Source organism: Rothia sp. HMSC072B03 (assembly GCF_001809565.1).
Taxonomy (GTDB): domain Bacteria; phylum Actinomycetota; class Actinomycetes; order Actinomycetales; family Micrococcaceae; genus Rothia; species Rothia mucilaginosa_A.
On sequence record NZ_KV797970.1, the window covers coordinates 35,495 to 55,180 of the forward strand.

At 62.9% G+C, this 19,686-nt stretch carries 13 protein-coding genes; 10 read left to right on the plus strand and 3 right to left on the minus strand.

Going from position 1 to position 19,686, the window contains the following annotated elements; genetic code table 11:
- The first annotated feature begins 272 nt into the window (after positions 1-272).
- Both HMPREF2630_RS06860 and HMPREF2630_RS06865 read left to right on the plus strand, forming a co-directional pair.
- Complete coding sequence (locus tag HMPREF2630_RS06860) at positions 273-1,649, plus strand: 6-pyruvoyl tetrahydrobiopterin synthase (RefSeq protein WP_070484112.1); 1,377 nt, start codon at positions 273-275, stop codon at positions 1,647-1,649.
- Positions 1,650-1,677: 28 nt separating this feature from the next.
- The gene (locus tag HMPREF2630_RS06865; RefSeq protein WP_246822765.1) at positions 1,678-2,427 is read left to right on the plus strand and encodes a transcriptional initiation protein Tat; all 750 of its coding nucleotides are present in this window, start codon (positions 1,678-1,680) and stop codon (positions 2,425-2,427) included.
- Here HMPREF2630_RS06865 and HMPREF2630_RS06870 read toward each other — a convergent pair.
- Complete coding sequence (locus HMPREF2630_RS06870; RefSeq protein ID WP_049343475.1) at positions 2,424-3,362, minus strand: LysR family transcriptional regulator; 939 nt, start codon at positions 3,360-3,362, stop codon at positions 2,424-2,426. The genes HMPREF2630_RS06865 and HMPREF2630_RS06870 overlap by 4 nt on opposite strands.
- A 563-nt stretch (positions 3,363-3,925) precedes the next feature.
- Here HMPREF2630_RS06870 and HMPREF2630_RS06875 point away from each other — a divergent pair.
- The 6 genes from HMPREF2630_RS06875 (at position 3,926) to HMPREF2630_RS06900 (ending at position 13,670) form a co-directional block, all read left to right on the plus strand.
- Positions 3,926-7,417, plus strand: a complete 3,492-nt coding sequence (locus HMPREF2630_RS06875; protein ID WP_049343474.1) for a bifunctional proline dehydrogenase/L-glutamate gamma-semialdehyde dehydrogenase — start codon at positions 3,926-3,928, stop codon at positions 7,415-7,417.
- Positions 7,418-7,745: 328 nt separating this feature from the next.
- The gene (gcvH, locus tag HMPREF2630_RS06880; protein ID WP_049343473.1) at positions 7,746-8,138 is read left to right on the plus strand and encodes a glycine cleavage system protein GcvH; all 393 of its coding nucleotides are present in this window, start codon (positions 7,746-7,748) and stop codon (positions 8,136-8,138) included.
- A gap of 581 nt (positions 8,139-8,719) precedes the next feature.
- Positions 8,720-9,493: a transcriptional regulator FtsR gene (locus tag HMPREF2630_RS06885; protein WP_049332614.1), complete on the plus strand. Its 774-nt coding sequence runs from the start codon at positions 8,720-8,722 to the stop codon at positions 9,491-9,493.
- 817 nt (positions 9,494-10,310) lie between these two features.
- On the plus strand, positions 10,311-10,880 hold the full coding sequence (locus tag HMPREF2630_RS06890) for a MerR family transcriptional regulator (protein WP_143131619.1): 570 nt from the start codon (positions 10,311-10,313) through the stop codon (positions 10,878-10,880).
- A gap of 297 nt (positions 10,881-11,177) precedes the next feature.
- On the plus strand, positions 11,178-11,990 hold the full coding sequence (locus HMPREF2630_RS06895) for a ParA family protein (protein WP_049332619.1): 813 nt from the start codon (positions 11,178-11,180) through the stop codon (positions 11,988-11,990).
- 219 nt (positions 11,991-12,209) lie between these two features.
- On the plus strand, positions 12,210-13,670 hold the full coding sequence (locus HMPREF2630_RS06900; protein ID WP_049343471.1) for a mycothione reductase: 1,461 nt from the start codon (positions 12,210-12,212) through the stop codon (positions 13,668-13,670).
- 145 nt (positions 13,671-13,815) lie between these two features.
- Here HMPREF2630_RS06900 and HMPREF2630_RS06905 read toward each other — a convergent pair whose 3' ends face one another.
- Together HMPREF2630_RS06905 and HMPREF2630_RS06910 are read right to left on the minus strand one after the other, a co-directional pair.
- Positions 13,816-16,011: an AMP-binding protein gene (locus HMPREF2630_RS06905; protein ID WP_049343470.1), complete on the minus strand. Its 2,196-nt coding sequence runs from the start codon at positions 16,009-16,011 to the stop codon at positions 13,816-13,818.
- An 82-nt stretch (positions 16,012-16,093) separates the two neighbouring features.
- The gene (locus HMPREF2630_RS06910) at positions 16,094-17,023 is read right to left on the minus strand and encodes an alpha/beta hydrolase (RefSeq protein ID WP_049343469.1); all 930 of its coding nucleotides are present in this window, start codon (positions 17,021-17,023) and stop codon (positions 16,094-16,096) included.
- A gap of 276 nt (positions 17,024-17,299) precedes the next feature.
- Between HMPREF2630_RS06910 and HMPREF2630_RS06915 the strand changes: the two genes are divergently transcribed.
- Entirely contained in the window at positions 17,300-18,058 is a 759-nt protein-coding gene (locus HMPREF2630_RS06915) for a lysophospholipid acyltransferase family protein (RefSeq protein WP_070484115.1), read from the plus strand.
- Positions 18,059-18,231: 173 nt separating this feature from the next.
- Positions 18,232-19,605: a class II 3-deoxy-7-phosphoheptulonate synthase gene (locus HMPREF2630_RS06920; RefSeq protein ID WP_070484600.1), complete on the plus strand. Its 1,374-nt coding sequence runs from the start codon at positions 18,232-18,234 to the stop codon at positions 19,603-19,605.
- The last annotated feature ends 81 nt before the right edge of the window (positions 19,606-19,686 follow it).

The following is a 19,686-nucleotide window of genomic DNA, read 5'->3' on the forward strand; positions in this document are numbered from 1 at the left end:
GGGGGGGGGGGGGGGGGGGGGAAGGAGGTACTCCTCGACCGCCGCGAATTATTCGAGCTCGGCCTGAATGATGCTTCAAGGTGACACTGAAGTGTCGTCGTGAGGCGGTTCTTAGACGTACAATGTGAGTCGTTTGCACTGCACTCGGTGCAAATTTTTGCTTGCGGATGCAACATTCGCCTGCAGAACACCGATACAGAACACCGATGTCTACCGCTTACGTGCGCACCGCACGAATTGGCGAGTCACTCACCGTTGAAAGAACCAGCCACATGAACATCACCTATAACGCCCAGCGGAACCCGCACCTGGGCGCTCCCGGCGTCACCACCATGCACGGTGAGGCTCAGTCCTCCGACGCGACCCCTCTGCCCGGCCCCGGCGCGGGGCAGTGGCGCATCACCGGAACCAAGCTTGGCGGCGCCTGCCCGACGATCCTTGCCGGGCGCGACGGCTTCATCCAGGTGCTGTGCACCCAGGTCTTTGCGCACGGAGAATTCATCACCCCGAAGCTTTCGATTCTTGACCCGCACACGGGCCGCGAGCTTTCGCACCTGGACATCCCCAAGGGGGCCCTACTGGGAGGCGTGTACGCCTACCTTGACGCGAAGGACCGCATGGTTCTGGTGGACGGTTCGCAGTGCCTGCTGAAGCTGGGGCACTCGAGCGACGGCCGCACTATTCGCGTGGAGGAGCGCATCGACCTGAGCCGCATGCTGGCCCAGAGCCCCAAGGACGCGGTGGTCGGCCTGGTGCCCGATTGGGGCGGGCGCATCTGGGTCGCAACGAAGAACGGCTACGTCGCGGTCGTTGATGCGGAGCGCGGCACGATTCGTTCCATGCGCTTGAACAGGGCGTCGGTGGCCGGCGAGCGCATCGACAACTCGATTTCGGCCTGCCCGCTGGGGGTGAGCGTGGTGACTTCTCACGCGATCTACATGCTGCAGGCGAGCGCCGCGGGCGAGCCGACCCTGCGCTGGTGGCACGCCTACGACCGCGGCACGGCCCGCAAGCCGGGCAAGCTCGCCTGGGGCTCGGGCGCGTCCCCGACGTTCTTCGGCCCGAACGGCTCGGACTACGTGATGCTGACCGATAACGCGGACGTTCAGGAGTCGGTCATCGTGTACCGCACCGAGGACGGTTCGAAGGTGGGGAGTGCGGGGTTGTTCACCGCGGGTGCTTCGGGCACCGAGAACTCCATGATTGGCGTGGGGAACACGATGGTGGGCGCGAACACCTACGGCTATCCGTACCCCAAGTATCCGGAGGGGGCGGGCCCCTCGGTCCCGGCGACGGCTCTCTTTGCGCCCGGCATGGAGCGCTGGGATATTACCGACCGCGGCCTGCGTAAGGTTTGGGACCGCAAGGATGTGTATTCCTCGGCGGTTCCGCGTTATTCGGCGGCCGACGGGCTGATTTATACGTGTGAGCGTCGCCGCGGCCCGGCGGGGGCGGCGAACGGCGCCTACGCCTGGGCGGTGGCTCTGGATATGAAGACCGGCCGCACGGTGCACGAGCAGCGCCTGCCGCAGCACGTGAGCCTGCTGCTCGGCGGCGGCGATACCCTGCAGATGGTGGGCACGATTGATCGCTTTGGCACGTGGTGGCAGGGCACGATTAGCGGCGTGTACCGCATCGCGAAGGCTTAGGAAGGGCAGAAGAATGGAACGATACGCAATGAACACTTCCCGCCGTACCGCCCTGAAGGTGGCCGGCACCTCGGCGATGCTGGTGGCCGGCGGGGCCGCCCAGGGTGCGCAGGCCGCGACCCGTTCGGGTGGCCGTCGCTCGGCGAGCCCGCGACCGGTGACGCAACGGGGCGGTGGGGGTGCCGCATCGGCCTATCTGACGCGGATCCCGGTGCGGTTTACCGAACCGAGCGTACGCCTGGAATTGCGCGCGCAGAACCCCGAGGCGGTCACCCCGGTGCCACTGCAGGATCGGCCGGCCCGAACCCTGAACCTGCGGAACCTGCCGAATCTTATGGGCATCGTGAACGAGGGAAATACGACTCTGCCGGTGGGCACGCGCCTGCTCATTCGCGCTCGCGCTCAGGATCCGGCGACCGGTCTGCTCCTCACCCCGGAGGCAAGCTTGGTCGTTTCCGGCGGCGAGGCGGTTGCGGCCGGTGGGTCTGGCCCTTCGGTCCTGGTGCCTCCTGCGGATGCCCTCAGCCTGCAGGCCCTGGGCCGCGGTGAGCTGAACGGTGTGGCCGGAGCGGGTGGGGAGAGCGTGCTGGAGCTGCGCGTGGCTATTCCGGCGGGCCACCGCCTGGAGGTGCGCCTGCGCTACGCGGTCGCTTCGGGGGTGAGCGCCTCGCGCCTGAAGGGCGTGCACTGCTCGGCTTCCCTGGACATGGTTGCGGCTGGTCTGTCGCGGGGCTTCCATGAGGTGCAGAGCCCGGGCGTGGTCGCGGCGCTTGCCTAGTCGCGCCCCTGGCGTCCGCCGTCGGCTTCGTGCTCGCCGAAGGCCACCTTGACCGCGTGGTGGAGCGCCTCGCGCACCATGGCGATGGCGGGGTTGGCGGCGGACTCTCGGCGTACGGCGGTGAAGATTTTGCGGCAGGGCTTGCCGGGTAGCTCGACGATGCGCAACCCCTCGGTCGTCGAGAGCGAGGAGAGGATAAACCCGGGCACGATGGTGACGGCGAATCCTGCCTTGACGAGGTTGGAGTTCGTAATCATGTCGTTGGCGCTGTAGCGGATGACCGGTTCAAAGCCGGCGGTGCGGCACTGGTTGATAGCCCAGATGCGCGAGGTGTTCTGCTCCATCTCGAGTACCCAGGGGAGTGCGTGCGCTTCCTCAATTGAGGTGATGGTGGAGGTGCTGGGCACGATGAGGCTGAGCGGGTCCTCGGTAAGCAGCTCGGAGTGCAGTTCGGGGTATTCGGGGATGTGGTGGTGCGGGTAGGCTTCGGAGAGCACCATGTCGTATTCGCGGCTTCGGGTCAGTGAGGTGCCGGTTTCGGGGTCGATCTGCAGCACCTGTAGCGTGAGCGAGGGGGCGTGCTCGGCGAGGTAGGTGAGCGCGGCCGGTAGCAGGGCGAAGGCCGCGGATTGGAAGATGGTCAGGCGCACGCGTCCTGCGGGTTCTCCGGTGAGGTTGGCGACGGAGGTCTGCATGCGATCGAGCTCGCGCAGGATGCTGCGGGCGCTTTCGACGACGATGAGCCCGGCGCTGGTGAGCTGCACGCGCCGTCCAATGCGTTGCAGGAGTGCGGTGCCGGTTTCTTTTTCGAGGGTTGCAATCTGCTGGGAGACGGCGGAGGGGGTGAGGCTGAGCGCCTCTGCTGCGGCGATGATGGTGCCCCGCTCCTGGATTTCGAGGAGCATCTGCATGCGTCGGATGTCGTAGATGGACACGGTGTACTCCTGCTTTCTCCCGTGGGTGCTCCCGTCGAGGTTTTCGTTTCGGCGGGGAAGCGTCGTGCGCGGGTCAATTTCCTTGCGGCTGGGCGTCTCTGATAGTGGACTCTCGTCCATAGTAGCGCGCTCGGCAAACGCCAAAAATGTGCCGCCTTCGTGGGGGAATCGCTTCGGGGGAGGGGCGTTCCAAGCGGGTAGCTCGCGGATAGTGTCTTGTCCGGGGCTTTTTGCGGGTTGTGAGGGGTTTTCCTAGGTGTTTTTGATTCTGTTTTTGATGTGTTCGTATGTTACGGTCTAGGTTCGTCGTTTGGCCCCGGAAGTGCTAGCCTGGGAGGGATGGATAGCGATGTCGCTATCGTTTTTGCCTGTCCTCGCTGAACACGGTGTTTTGTGAGGGGAGCGGGCGGAATCATCTCTCGGGTTTATTTAGAAAATCTAAACAAACTTTGGAAAAAACATTCAGTTTTTCTAATGAGGTGTTCAGCACTCTTTTGTGGTGAAATAGAGACATCGCCAAACGTGGTGTGTACCGCACACAGTGAATTAGTTAGGAGTCAAGGATGACCCATCCTTTCGCATCTGAGCACTACCAGAAGATGGCTCAGGAAGCTCGTCAGCTCGTTCGTCAGTGGGTGAACGAGTCCCAGTCGATTAAGCCCACCTTCGCGGCTGAGCAGCTGGCAGGCGTTCTGAAGGACCCGAACGGTCTTCCCTTCACCGTCGGCTTCGTCGATGGCGTGATTCGCCCCGAGGATGACAACGTCTCCGGTCGTAACCTGTCCCGCATCGCTGGCCTGGCACCGTCCTTCCTTCCCTGGTACATGAAGTCCGCCGTTGGCTTCGGCGGCAAGCTGGCCGGCAAGGTTGCCTGGCCCACCGTTCCCGTCGCACGCCGCGTTCTGCGTGAGATGGTTGGCCACCTGATTGTCGACGCTTCCGAGGAGAAGCTGGGCGACGCTATCGCAGAGCTGACCAAGAGCGGTAACCGCCTGAACGTCAACCTGCTCGGCGAGGCCGTGCTGGGTGACAAGGAAGCTGAGCACCGCCTGTCCGAGACCAAGCGTCTGCTGGCTCGCGACGACGTCGACTACGTCTCCATCAAGGTGTCCGCAGTCTCCGGCCCCCACCAGCACTGGGCATTCGACGAGGTCGTTGAGACCGCTGTTCGCCGCCTGACCCCGCTGTACGAGCTGGCTGCTTCTTCCTCCCCCAAGAAGTTCATCAACCTGGACATGGAGGAGTACAAGGACCTCGACCTGACCATCGAGGTGTTCACCAAGATTCTGGACCAGCCGCACCTGAAGGACCTGGAAGCCGGTATCGTGCTCCAGGCATACCTGCCCGACACCCTGGGCGCTATGCAGCGTCTGCAGGAATGGGCCGCTAAGCGTGTGGAGGCTGGCGGCTCTGGCGTCAAGGTCCGCCTGGTGAAGGGTGCAAACCTCTCCATGGAGATCGTGGAAGCCGTCATGCACGGCTGGCCGCTGACCACCTGGGACACCAAGCAGGCTGCTGACACCAACTACAAGCGCGTTCTGGACTACGCACTGCGCCCCGAGCACGTGAAGAACATCCGCCTCGGTATTGCAGGCCACAACCTCTTCGACGTTGCTTTCGCACTGCTGCTCTCCGAGGACCGCGGCGTGAAGGATCGCGTCGAGTTCGAGATGCTGATTGGTATGGCCGAGCAGCAGGCAGAGATCATCCGCCGCCGCGTGGGTCACCTGCTGCTGTACGTGCCCGTCGTGAACCCCAAGGAATTCGACGTTGCTATCGCATACCTGATCCGTCGTCTCGAGGAGAACGCCTCCTCCGAGAACTTCATGTCCGGTATCTTCGACCTGGCAACCGACGAGTCCATCTTCAAGCGCGAAGAGGACCGCTTCATGCGTGCACTGAACTCCGTCACCGACGAGGTTCCCGCATCCAAGCGCACCCAGAACCGTCTGACCGAGAACGAGGACAACGTCTTCGTGCCGGCTGGCCGCTTCGAGAACACCCCCGACACCGACCCCGCACTGGCCGGTAACCGCGAGTGGGGCCGCGCAATCCTCGAGCGCTCCAAGACCACCAAGCTGGGCATCGACACCCTGAAGGCTAACGAGCTGACCAGCGTTGCTGAGGCCGAGAAGCTGATCAAGGAAACCGAGGAAGCAGGCAAGGCTTGGGGCAAGCTCTCTGGCCACGAGCGCGCAGAGATTCTGCGTAAGGTCGGTAAGGCTATCGCCCTGCGTCGTGGCGATCTGCTGGAGGTCATGGCAGCTGAGGCTGGCAAGACCCTGGAGCAGGGCGACACCGAGGTCTCCGAGGCAATCGACTTCGCATACTACTACGCAATGCTGGCCGAGGACCTCGAGAAGATCGATGGCGCAAAGCCCAAGTCTGTGGACCTGACCCTGGTTGTTCCCCCGTGGAACTTCCCGACCGCTATTCCCGCCGGTGGTGTTCTGGCAGGTCTGGCAGCCGGCTCCGCAGTGATCTTCAAGCCCGCAACCATCACCGCTCGCACCGGTGCCCTGATCGCAGAGATCATGTGGGATGCAGGCGTCCCCAAGGAAGTTCTGAAGCTGGTCAAGGTTGTCGACCGCGAGGCCGGTAAGGTCCTCATCTCGCACCCCGAGGTGGACCGCCTGATCCTGACCGGTGGTTACGAGACCGCTGAGCTCTTCCGCTCCTGGCGTGATGACCTGCCCCTGTTCGGTGAGACCTCGGGTAAGAACTCCATCATCGTCACCCCGAACGCTGACATCGACCTCGCCGTCAAGGACGTCGTCTACTCGGCATTCGGTCACGCAGGTCAGAAGTGCTCCGCTGGCTCCACCGTCATCCTGGTTGGCTCCGTTGCACAGTCCGAGCGTTTCCGTCGTCAGCTGCTTGACTCCGTCAGCTCCCTGCACGTGGCACACCCGCAGGACATTGAGTCCGAGATGGGCCCCGTCGTTCAGAAGCCGGAAGAGAAGCTGCTGCGCGGTCTGACCACCCTCGGCCCGGGCGAGCGCTGGCTCGTTCAGCCCAAGGAACTGGACGAGACCGGCCGCCTGTGGAGCCCCGGTGTTCGCGAAGGCGTCAAGCCCGGTTCCGAGTACCACATGACCGAGTACTTCGGCCCCATCCTGGGTATCATGACCGCTGACACCCTGGAAGAGGCAATCGAGCTGCAGAACGCACCCGACTACGGTCTGACCGCCGGCCTGCACTCGCTGGATGCCGACGAGCTCGAGCTGTGGCTCTCCAAGGTTCAGGCAGGTAACCTGTACGTGAACCGTGCAATTACCGGTGCAATCGTTCAGCGTCAGCCCTTCGGTGGTTGGAAGAAGTCCACCGTGGGTTCGGGTACCAAGGCCGGTGGCCCCAGCTACCTGATTGCCCTGTCCGATTGGGAGCCCGTCCAGTCCACCGCAACCGCAACCACCCACTCGGTGACCGTTCGCGAGACCCTGGCTACCATCGAGAACTCCGAGCTGGGCAAGCGCGATGACTTCGCCTTCATCAAGCGCGGCGTCTCCTCCGACGCACACGCTTGGGATACCGAATTTGGCTTCGGCCACGACCCCTCGAAGCTGGGCGTCGAGCGCAACATCCTGCGCTACGTTCCCACCCAGGTTCTGGTTCGTGCCGACGAGTCCGCATCCCCGGCAGAAGCCCTGCGCGTTGTGCTCGCCGGCCTGGCAGCTAACGCACCGGTCGCTCTGTCCGTCGGTAAGGACCTGCCGGTCGACGTCCGCGGCGTCCTGGAGAACAAGGGTGTCAAGTACGAGGTCAAGTCGGACGCTCAGTTCCGCGAGTACCTGGCTTCGAACGCTAAGACCCCGGTTCGCGCACTGGCCGGTACCCCGCTGGAAGGCACCCGCATCCGCTACATCGGCAACGATGTGAAGTCCATCTACTCGGCACTGGGTGGTCGCCCGGATGTTGCAGTGTACTTCGCACCGGTCACCGAGGCTGGCCGCATCGAGATGCTGCCCTTCCTCCGCGAGCAGGCCGTTTCGATTACCGCACACCGTTTCGGTAACCCGAACCGCTTCTCCGAGCGCGTCATTTCTTCCCGCTAAGGTCTGATGCTCTGAGCCTCTTGTAGAGAGGCTCAGGCACCGGCTTCAGGCGATGAGCCCCGCATCCCTCGTGGATGCGGGGCTCATCGCTGTTAACGGGCGCGACCTGCAGGAGGCCACTGTCTAACGATGACGGGGGAGGAGAGCGCTCCGATGCACGGCCTGGAAATATGGCGTCATTGATGCGGTACCGGGGTGTTTGAACGTGCCCCGCGTTACTTCTTATGTGATAATTGTGATACAACGTTCCGCTATCCCACGTGCGGAGCGGACCGGGACGCGGGAAGGCCCGCGCCACGCAAGAACACACTGAAAGGAAACCGCTGCTATGAGCAACGTTCCCGCAGAACTCTCGTACACTTCCGAGCACGAGTGGGTCTCTGCTCTCACCGCTGAGGGCACCGTCCGCGTCGGCATTACCGACCACGCTCAGGACGCTCTGGGTGACGTCGTGTATGTTGACCTTCCCAGCGTTGGCGACTCCGTGGCCGCCGAGGAAAGCTTTGGCGAGATCGAGTCCACCAAGTCTGTCTCCGATCTCTTTGCACCCATCTCCGGCGAGATTGTCGCCGTCAATGAGGGCCTGGAGGACGACCCCGCACAGGTGAACTCCGATCCCTACGGTGAGGGCTGGATCGTTGAGATTCGTCCCGAGAACGCTGATGACCTGGCAAACCTGCTGACTGCAGAGGGCTACCAGGCAGAGCTGGACAAGCTTTAAGCCTTAAGAACCCGCCCCTGTAGGGGGCGTCCAGAGTTAAAGCGGCGAGACCAAATTGGTCTCGCCGCTTTTCTTTGTAGGTGCACATAAACGCAAATAAACGGGCATCTTTAAGGTTCTTTGCGAGGATTTCTGAAGTCATTGAAGGAGGGTGAAATAGTGCTAAACCCCAAGTGGGGGGCTCTTTGAGGTTAAATGTGATGAAAACTTCAACCATCGCGAGAAGATAAAATTTTCCTTGTAAAGCAGTCCAATATTTGGAGGTTATGTTTAGCTTTCGGGTTTCTTGCTAAAATTGGTACCGTTACTGCGGAATTGTGTTTGAATTTGTGGTTATTTTTGGGTTCCAGAAGGGCTTGAAATGACCCTTCTGAATAGCGAAATGCCTTGTGAGGCTATAAGATTATCTGGAAGGTTCACGGTTTATCATTTCGTGATAAACAAATGAGCCGATCTATCACACTCTCAACACAAGAAGCAAAGACAACCGGCACGAAGCGATACCTTTTCCTCGAAGGGGCGCACTACTCACTCAACTCGGTGCGTAACGTAATCGGCCGGTACATACCCGAAAGACATAGATGACCTCACGCATCGATGATGGCTTCAGCAAGTCTGAGGCCGCACTGGACAGCGCGGAGCACGGTGCCTCTGACCGTAACCCGCGCGAGGTGAAGAGCCGAACCATCGGTCAGGTTCTAAGCCAGCTCGACCTGGAATTCCCCGGGATTAGCGCCTCCAAGATCCGATTCCTGGAGGAGCGAGGCCTGGTGCATCCCAGCCGTACCGAAACCGGATACCGCAAGTACTCCCAGACGGATATCGAGCGTCTGCGCTACATCCTCACCATGCAGCGCGATCACTACATGCCGCTGAAGGTAATCCGTCAGCACCTGGATGACCTGGAGGCCGGTCGAGTCCTGAACTCCATGCCGACCACCGTCAGCGAGGAAGTCCTGGACAGCGTCCTCGGCACCAACGCACAGGAGGGTCGTACCTACACTCTGCGCGAGCTGGCCGAGTACGCGAACACCACTCCCGAGCTCATCCGTGACCTGATTGACTTCGGTCTTTTGGAAGACGGAGCGGACCACGAGTACACCGACTACGATGTGCTGATTGCCCGCGTTAGCGCGGAACTGACCCAGCACGGTATTCAGCCTCGTCACCTGCGCGCCTTCAAGTCGGCCGCGGATCGCGAGATTTCCCTCGTGGAAATCGCTGTGGCCCCTCTGGCCTCTCGTCGCGATGCGGCGTCGCAGGCCCAGGCACAGGACCGAGCCGATAAGATTCGCAAGCTCTGCCTGCAGTTGCATGCGACTCTCGTCGAGTCGGCCATGCCCACCTACGAGTAGGAGGGCGACTCCGCGGCGCGATTCCTCAAAGAGTCGGTCGCGACCGGGTGGTGTTATCTGCCCATTCCCCGGGGATACGTCCTTTGTGATGTAAGCCCATGGTTACCGTCCGTACGCGGGTGGTAACCCCCAAGATTTGGACGATGCCGCTTCTAAAAAGCGGATTTCTACCCCTTCGTCCAACACGAAGAGCTTCTATACCAGGGGCTCCCGGCCTGCCAAAGGCTATTCACTTAACTCAGCGGCGAATGCGTGCCAATCTCCGGATTGGCGCGCATTCGCTATTTAAGGCCGGGGGAGGGGGGAGAGAGTGGAAGCGGAGGCCCGTGGGCTCGATACCCGACGAAGAATTGTAACTCGGTGGCAGCTTCGCCTTCGGGACGACCCGCGAGATTACCCGGGGCAGATATCGTGGGCTTGCCGTGGGGGCGTGAGGGGCATCCTGAGCGGATTCTGAGAGGAGAAAGAACGACTCTCACGGTGCGTTCGATTTTAAGTAGGGCACCGTATCGGTTAAAATGGAGTGAATGAGCCGCGCCTATCGCGCACCGGTCGCTCTGTCGACCCTCGAATCGTTCTCCAGCGGAACGACGTATTCGGGGCGATACCGGCCGCCGATTGATGGGGCGCGGTGTATCGCTTAACGGCTCCCGCTACGCCCAACGGGCATCCGGGAACCGGGCGAAAACTAGCTAAGACGCGTGACTGGCATTCTGCGGATGCCGCATACGAGGACACAAAAGGAGGGGCCGTGGTGGAGCACCAGACCGGCGAGAGCGCAGGCACTGACGAGGCGTACCCGAGCTTCGACCAGCCCCTGGACGGATTCGACGCGCTCTTTCCCTCGGCACCGCCTCCTCGCGGTGAACAGGGCGTGCTCTTCGCGGACCCCGTTTCTGTGGTGGAGGAAAACCTGGGTTACCGTGGTGCTGTCGCCTGTAAGGCAGCCGGTATCACCTACCGCCAGCTCGACTACTGGGCCCGCACCGACCTTGTGGTTCCCACCGTGCGCGGCGCATCCGGTTCCGGTACCCAGCGCCTCTACAGCTTCCGCGACGTTCTCGTGCTCAAGATCGTGAAGCGCCTGCTCGATACCGGCGTGTCCCTGCAGCAGATTCGCCTCTCCATCGAGCACCTGCGAAGCCGAGGCCTGGATGACCTGGCCGATATCACGCTCATGAGCGATGGCACCACCGTGTACGAGTGCACCTCACCCAGCGAGGTCATCGACCTGGTGCAGGCCGGTCAGGGTGTCTTCGGCATCGCTATTGGTCGCGTGTGGCGAGAAATCGAGATGAACCTCAATGGCCAGCCCGGCGAGGAAATGCACGAATCCTTCGAAGGTGACGAACTCGCCGCCCGCCGCGCCCGCCGCGCCCAGGCCTAATACCCGTCTGATCCGTCGGTCATAGTTGCGGGGATCCAGCCTCATAAACCCATACTTTTTCTTCTGCCCGCCCGAGCACCAACGAAGCATGGGCGGGCAGAACGCTATCTTCGGGGGAGAGGGTAAGAACACTCAGGGTCCAAAAAGGCGCATCGAGACCGCATGGTGGGCATAACGAGCAAATATTCAAGGACAGGTTGAGAAAAAACTCACGTTACCCCCTGTCAGGTCCGGAAGAAGCACACGGATTCGCTAGAATGAAGGAGCATTACACCTCACTCATATCACGGATTCTCAATGTCCCGAATCGTTAGTATCAGTAGCCTCAAGGGCGGCGTGGGTAAAACCTCCATCACCCTGGGGCTCGCCTCCGCGGCGCTACACAGCGGTCTTTCCGCACTCGTTATTGACCTCGACCCTCACGGAGACGCCAGCACCGGCCTAGCCGTCGACGAAAGCATCCCCGACGTGGCCTCCCTGATTGCCAGCACCAATGAACGAGCCTTCGCCGATGAAGCCGGAGAGTCCGCCTGGAACAGGCTGGTGGGCAAACCAACCCTGCTGACCAACACCCCCGTCGACACCGGTAGCGTGCGGGTCGCTCGCGGGTCGGCACGTTCCACCCTCGTGGACCGTCAGGAAGCCGCACCGTTCATTCGCAGATTCAAGCGCATGGTGGACGCCGCGGCGGGCGCCTACGACGTGATTCTGATTGACTGCCCGCCCTTCCTGGGGACGCTTTCCTCGATGGGCTGGGCCGCCAGCCAGCGCATCCTCTCCGTGGCCGAGCCCTCCCTCTTCTCTGTGGCCGGCACGGAACGCACCCTGCGCGCCATCCTGCGCTTCCAGCAGGAGAGCGGCACAAGCATCGACGGGGCCGGGGTCGTCATCAACAAGATGCGCCCGGACGACAGCGAGCACCAGTACCGTCGAGACGAGATGCGCTCGCTCTTTGGCGACCTCGTGGCCGAACCCGTACTGCGAGAAAGCCCCGTGCTGCAGCGAGCCCAGGGTGCCGCCTACCCGATTCACTTCTGGCCCGACGAAGAATCCGTCGAACCCGCCGTGGACTTTACCCGACTGCTGGTCGGGCTCATGGCCGACCTGTAGGCCGTCAACCGGATTGTCGACCGGGCGAAGAGGTGAACGTTCGAGTTGCGTGCCGCATCGTGTTCCGGGTCGCTCTGGCGATATGTACTTCTGCGGGAATAGCCGTGCTCCTCGACGCGTTATAGTAGCAGTAAAAGAGCCGCACGCTCGCAGGAATCCCCGAACGTTGTACAGGGCCGCGGTCGTGCCGCAGGTAAGACGGAGAAAGAGAAGAACATCGTGAGCATCGAACACCTGGAACGCATCGACGGGGTAGCCCAGTACGACCTCATCGTGATTGGTTCCGGCTCGGGCAACACCCTTATCGGCCCCGAATGGGACGATAAGAAGGTTGCACTGGTCGACGGCGGCATCTTTGGCGGAACCTGCCTGAACGTGGGCTGTATCCCCACCAAGATGTACGTCTACCCGGCAACCATCGCGCAGAAGACCCGCGAGGTCAAGCACCTGGGCGTCGACGCGCACGTGGATGCCGTGCACTGGTCCGAGATCCGCGACCGTATCTTTGCCTCCCGCATCGACCGTATTTCCGAGGGCGGCCGCGACTGGCGTGCAGGCCTGCCCAACGTAGACTTCTACGCTCAGTACGCACGCTTCGTCGGTTCGCACACGCTGGAGCTGACCGACGGCACCCGCCTGCACGGTCGGCAGGTCGTGATTGCCGCTGGATCCCGTGCCGTGTTGCCTCCCGTGCCCGGTATTGACTCCTCCAAGGTCTACACCAACGACAACGTCATGCGCCTGGACGAACTGCCCGCCCGCATGGTCGTCATCGGCGGTGGTGTGATTGCGGCAGAATTCTCCCACGTTTTCTCCGCCCTCGGTACCGAAGTAACCCAGCTGAACCGCTCCTCCCGCCTGCTGCGCGGGGTGGATGCGGAGGTCGTGGCACGCTTCGAAGAAGCCGCAAGCAAGCAGTGGAACATCGTCAAGGAAGCCTCCCTCTCCGAAATCCGTGAGAACGCCGACGGCAGCGTAACCGTCGTAGCGAAGCGCACCACCGAGAACGGTGAAGAACTGCTCGAAATCCCGGCAGACGCTGTGCTTGTGGCCACCGGCCGCCGCCCCAACACCGACGTGCTGAACGCCAAGAACTACTTCGACGTGCAGGACGGCGGCCTGCTCAGCGTCGATAAGTACCAGCGCGTGCTCTACAACGGCGCGCCCGTCCCCGGCGTCTTCGCCCTAGGCGATGTCTCCAGCCGCTACCAGCTCAAGCACGTGGCAAACCACGAGGCCCGCGTTGTGCAGCACAACCTCAGCCACCCCGAGGACCTGCGTGCCAGCGACCACCGCTACGTACCGGCTGCCGTCTTCAGCAACCCACAGATTGCCGTGGTCGGCATGACCGAAGAGCAGGCCCGCGAGGCTGCCGCTCGCGAAGGATTCGAGATTACCGTCAAGGCCCAGAACTTTGGTGATACCGCCTACGGCTGGGCTATGGAAGATCAGATTGGCCTGTGCAAGCTCATCGCGCGCAAGGACAACGGCGAGCTGCTCGGTGCGCACCTGGTGGGTGAGGAATCCTCCGTGCTCATCCAGCCGCTGATTCAGGCCATGAGCTTCAACCAGGATGCCCGCACCCTGGCCCGCGGTCAGTACTGGATTCACCCGGCACTGACCGAAATCATTGAGAACGCGCTGCTCGGCCTGGAATTCGACGAGCCCGCTCAGGCCTAACGCCCGGGCACATGGAACACCTCTGAAGCCTTGAATCTCGGGGGCGCAAAACACCAAAGGAGGGGGTCGCACCGAATCGGTGCGACCCCCTCCTACTTGCGTTTATTGCTTTGGCCAGAACTAGAGCGGCGCGGCCCTAGCTCCGCTACTCGGGCTTCTTTTCTGCGTGCTGAGCTTCTGCCCGCGGAGCATCCTGCGAACCCGGCTCTTCTGCGGTCTCGGCAGACGTGTCGGCGCCCTTCGCGTTTTTTGTGCTTTCCGCGGATTCCTCAGTCTCTTCAGAATCCCCGACGGCTACCGCACGGTTCTCCTGGTATTCCTGAATCATCTCGACGGCCTGTTCACGCAGCTCGCCCAGGCGCTCGGTTGCTTGGTCACGGAACTCGGCCAGACGCTCGGCCTGCTGATCGGCGTACTCGGCCAGGCGCTCGGTCGCCTGGTCGCGCAGCTCCACGAGTCGCTCCGTCTGCTCGGCGGCGTAGTCCTGCAGTCGGGACAGTGAATCCGACGTGGTGGCGGTAACCCGGCCGTACATTTCATCCACGTAGGAGGAGAAATCCTGCAGCACCTTCGCACGGCGAATCTTGTGCGAGGGGGTCAGATAGCCGTCCTCCTCGGTCAGGTCGCGGTTCATGATGCGGAACTCACGGATACCCTCGGCGCGCGAGACCAGCTGATTCGCCTCGTCCACAATTCGCTGCACGGCGGCGCGTACCGCCGGATGCACGGCCGCCTCCGGGATGGACAGTGAACGCGGCAGCCCCAGGTGCTCGAGCTGCTCGGGCAGGGTATCCGGATCCAGGGTCACGAGGGCCGCGATGAAGGGCTTCTCATCCCCCACCAGCATGGCCTGAGAGACCAGGGGAGAGGTGCGCAGATGGTTCTCCGCAATGCCCGGAATGACGTTCTTGCCGCCGGCGGTGACGATGATTTCCTTCTTGCGTCCCACAATCTTCAGCAACCCGGCCTCGTCGAACTCGGCCAGGTCGCCGGTGCGGAACCAGCCGTCCTCGGTGAAGGCCTGGGCGTCCTCCTCGGGGTTCTTGTAGTACCCCTTCATGACGCCCACACCGCGCACCAGCAGCTCGCCGTCCTCGGCGATGGTGCCCTCGGCACCCGGAAGGAGCGGGCCGATTCTACCGATCTGATACGGGGTGATACGCCCGGCCGCGATGGGAGCGCAGGTCTCGGTCAGGCCGTAGCCCTCGATGACCTGCACGCCCACCGCGTGGAAGAAGTGCGCGAGGCGCTCGCCCAGCGGGCCGCCTCCGGAGACAGCGTAGTGTAGCTGCCCGCCCAGGGCCGCACGCAGCTTGGAGTACACGAGACGGTCGTACAGGGCGTACTGCGCCGCGAGCTTGAAAGATACATGGCCGGTGACCTTCGCCTTCGACCAGGCAATCGCGATATCCACCGAGCGGTCGAAAAGAGCCTTGTTGAGAGAACCGCCCTTTTCGGCCTTGGCCTTGGCCCCCTCGTACACCTTCTCGAAGACTCGGGGGACTACCAGCAGCATGGTCGGCTTGAAGCTATCAAGATCGGCCGCGAGGTTCTTAATGTTCGGGGAGTGGCCGATAACCACACCGGCGTCCAGGGCCAGCACCTGAATCAGGCGAGCCAGCACGTGGGCCAGCGGCAGGAAGAGAATCGACGAGTTGCGGGGGTTTGCAATCTCGCTTTCCACGAAGCGCGTGTTGGCGCTCAGGTTCAGGAAATTGCCGTGGGTGAGCGGGCAACCCTTGGGGCGGCCGGTCGTGCCGGAGGTGTACACAATGGTCGCGATGTCATCGCAGGTGGCGCGGGTGCGTGCCTGCTCAAGCTGTTCGTCGCTGACCTCGGAAGCACGGGCGCTCAGTGAATCCAGGTCGCCGTTCTCGATGACCCAGCGGTGCTTCAGCTGCATGGGCTCTTCGGCGGATGCGGAAAGCTCCTCGGCCTCCTTGATGCGGCCCAGCAGCTTCTCATCCTCGACGAAGACCGCGGTGGCCTCGGAGTGGGAGAGCGCCCAGGAGGCCTGGGCGGGGGCATTCGTTTCGTAGACCGGCACGGAGATAGCACCGGCGTACCAGATGGCGAAGTCGATTACGGTCCACTCGAAGCGGGTACGGCTCATAATGCCCACGCGGTCACCCGGGCGGATACCCGCGGCAATCATGCCCTTCGCCAGGTCGGCCACCATACGGTAAAACTCGCTGGCGCGTACCGGCTGCCAATTGCCCGGGGACATCTGGCGACGGTACAGCACGGGGTCCGCGCTGTTGGCGCGGTGACGCTCAACGAGGCTCGTGAGGTTCAACGAGGGGTCGACAATGACCTCTGCGGGGGAAGAAAAGACTTTCATGATGCGCCTTTCGGTTGGGGCGGCCTCTGCACGGTCCCGGTGCGGCTCTACGGGAGTCGCGGGGTGGAATACGGTACTGCGCCTACGGGGTGATGCGGTCCGCGGGAGCAGGGCGGTGGGCTATTTCGGTGACAAAATCCTGGAGCGAGGCGAGCACATACTCGGCGTCGTAGTCGAGCGTCGCCACGTGGTAGCTACGGGTTAGCCATCTAAATTCTACAGGAGCTGAACAATGTTCGAGAAAATATTTATGGGAGCTATCGGACACAGTGTGATCGCCTAGCGAGCGAAGGCACAGCACCGGCGCCTTCAGGCGCGGCAACAGCTCGCGGGTCTCGGCCCCCAGCAGGTGTAGCTGGTACACCGAGGCGGTGGGCGTCAGCCGGTACGCGCCCTCGCTCACGCCCGGAATGGCGATGTCCGAGCCCACCGACTTAAGCGCCGGCAGAAGCTTCGAGACGACCCCGGCGTGGCGCATCAGCGGGTTCACATCCACCATGTAGGGGTTAATGACTGCGGTGCCGAGCACCGGCAGACGCGCGGAGAGGTTCACGGCCAGCGTGCCACCCATCGACATGCCGATGACGACGACCCGAAGGCCCTCGTCGGTGAGGCGACGGTAGGCGGACTCGACCGAGTTCAGCCAATCGCGGTAATCCGTCAGGCGCATATCCTGCCAGCGGGTACCGTGCCCCGCGAGTAGCGGCATCTCCACGGGGTAGCCCAGCGCCGCGAAACGCTCGGCGATGGGGCGCATGCTGTGCGGGGAACCGGTGAAACCGTGCACGATAAGGATGCCCACGCCGGGCTCAGAGGCTCCAACCCCGCGGGAACCTTCGGCGCTCTGGGGCTCCGGACGGAAGGATAGCGGGGAATGATCGAAGACATTGGGGTCGCCCCCGAAACGGTGCTCCAGCATCTCTCGCACCTCCCGGGTGGCCAGGAGGCGGCGCTCGCGGGCCTTGCGCCGCATACGCTTAATTGGTTCAAGCGAGCTATCAAAAATACTCATGGCCCTCCTTAGACAATGCCGGGGGCGCGGGCTAACGGCCGGCGCGGGGGAGAGACGCGCACCGCCCCTCGGCCCTAGAATACCTCGCCCGCCTCGACGGCACCTGTGAGGTGAGCCTGCCGGCGGAGGAGGACGACGGATTCAGCGGAGGGCGGAGCAGGTAGCCGACTCGTGTCGCACATTCGCCGTAATGCGAACGCGGAATACGGTGACAGTCGGGGAGAGCCGCAGAGACAGGCTAGAATTGAGCCGGGAATATTCAGAGAGGAGATCCCCATGCCGACCACCGCCCTGTACCGAAGCCTCAAGATTCTTGGCTCGCCACTGCTGACGGGCCTGTACCACCACGAGGTGATGGGGCTAGAGAACCTGCCCAAGGGCCCCTTCATCGTCGCCAGCAATCACCTGGCTTTCTGCGATTCCATTTTTATTCCGCTTGCGCTGCCCCGCACCGTGAACTTCCTCGCCAAGAGCGACTACTTTACGACCCCGGGGCTCAAGGGCCGCGCGATGGCCGCATTCTTCCGCGGGGTGGGCCAGCTGCCCATGGACCGTTCCGGCGGTCAGAAGAGCCAGGAATCCCTCGACGCCGGCGCGCGGGTTCTCGCCGAGGGCGGCATCATCGGCATTTATCCCGAGGGAACGCGTAGCCCCGACGGCCGCGGCTACCGTCCCAAGGTGGGCGTGGCCCGCCTGGCCCTCGAGTCACGGGTGCCCGTCGTTCCCATCGGGCAGATTGGCACCGACCTGATTCAGCCCTCCGGTTCGAACCGCATCCACCTGCGCCACGATGGCGAGCCGATTCGCGTGCGCACCGTCATCGGCAAGCCCCTCACATTCGAGAAGTACACCGCCGACGTCGAGATCAGCTACCGCTCCCAGCGCGAGGTTGCCGATACCATCGGCGCGGCGATTCGCGCCCTGAGCGGGCAGGAGTACGTGGACGTCTACGCGGATCGCGTCAAGAAGCTCATGGCCGACGAGCACCTGAGCGCCGACGAGGCCGCGTCCCGACTGCAGAACGAGAAACGCTAGAAGGCATAGGCGGACGGCACGGCCACACGGGCCGACTAGGGGTTATCTGAATCCTGAGATGAAGCCCCGGCCCGGGGCGTTCGTAAACACCGTAAGAGTACAATATACCCATCTCTTCCCCGTCCGCGCGGGGTCGAGAGACGACGCACAAGACCATCCCAACGGAGTGAATGATGAGCACCCAGAACCTCAACACCGCGCAGACCGACGACCACGGTCTGGATAACTGGCGCGAGCTACACATTGACCAGCAGCCCACCTGGAGCGAGCACGAAGACTTCGCCAGCACCATCGCAGAGCTGAACTCGGTTCCCCCGCTCGTCTTTGCCGGCGAGGTGGACGCCATGCGCCAGGCGCTCGGCGAGGTGGCCGAAGGTCGCGCCTTCCTGCTGCAGGGTGGCGACTGCGCAGAAACCTTCGCGGGTGCAACCGCCGACAAGATCTCCGGCCGCGTCAAGACCATCCTGCAGATGTCCGCTGTGCTCACCTACGGCGCCTCCATGCCCGTGGTGAAGATGGGCCGCATGGCCGGCCAGTTCTCCAAGCCGCGCTCCGCAGACATGGAAACCCGCGGCGACGTCACCCTGCCCTCCTTCCGCGGCGAGACCGTCAACGGCTTCGACTTCACCCCCGAAGCACGCGTGCACGACCCCAAGCGCATGCTGCGCGGCTACCACACCAGCGCATCCACCCTGAACCTGGTGCGCGCCTTCACCAAGGGCGGCTTCGCAGACCTGCGCGCCGTACACCAGTGGAACCGCGGCTTCACCTCCAACCCCGCCCACGAACGCTACGAGAAGACCGCCAACGAAATCGGTCGCGCCCTCAAGTTCATGGAAGCCTGCGGCGTGAACTTCGAAGCCCTCAAGACCACCGACATGTACGTCGGCCACGAGGCACTCGTGCTGGACTACGAGCGCGCCCTGACCCGCATCGATTCGCGCACCCAGCTGCCCTACGACACCTCCGCACACTTCCTGTGGATTGGTGAGCGCACCCGCGGCATCGACGATGCACACGTGGACTTCCTCTCCAAGGTCCGCAACCCGATCGGCGTAAAGCTCGGCCCGACCACCACCGCAGAGGACGCCCTCGCGCTGATCGATAAGCTCGACCCGAACCGCGAGCCCGGCCGCCTGACCTTCATCACCCGCATGGGCGCGAAGAACATTCGCGAGAAGCTGCCCTCCATCGTCGAGGGTGTGCAGGCTGAAGGCGCGAAGGTCGTGTGGGTTACCGACCCGATGCACGGCAACACCATCTCCGTGCCCTCCGGCTACAAGACCCGCCGCTTCGACGACGTGCTCGACGAGGTTCGCGGCTTCTTCGAGGTGCACGAGGCTCTGGGCTCGTTCCCCGGCGGTATTCACGTGGAGATGACCGGCGACGACGTGACCGAGTGCCTGGGCGGCTCCGACGCTATCGACGAGGCAGCACTGGCTGACCGCTACGAGTCCCTGTGCGACCCGCGTCTGAACCACTCGCAGTCCCTGGAAATCGCGTTCCTGGTCTCCGAGTACCTCAAGAACCGCGGTAACCGCGGCTAAGGACGCTTGCGTCTCATCGCTTCTCGTACGCCCTTGCGACGTACTAACGGGCCCGGCCCCTCAAGAGTTGAGGGGCCGGGC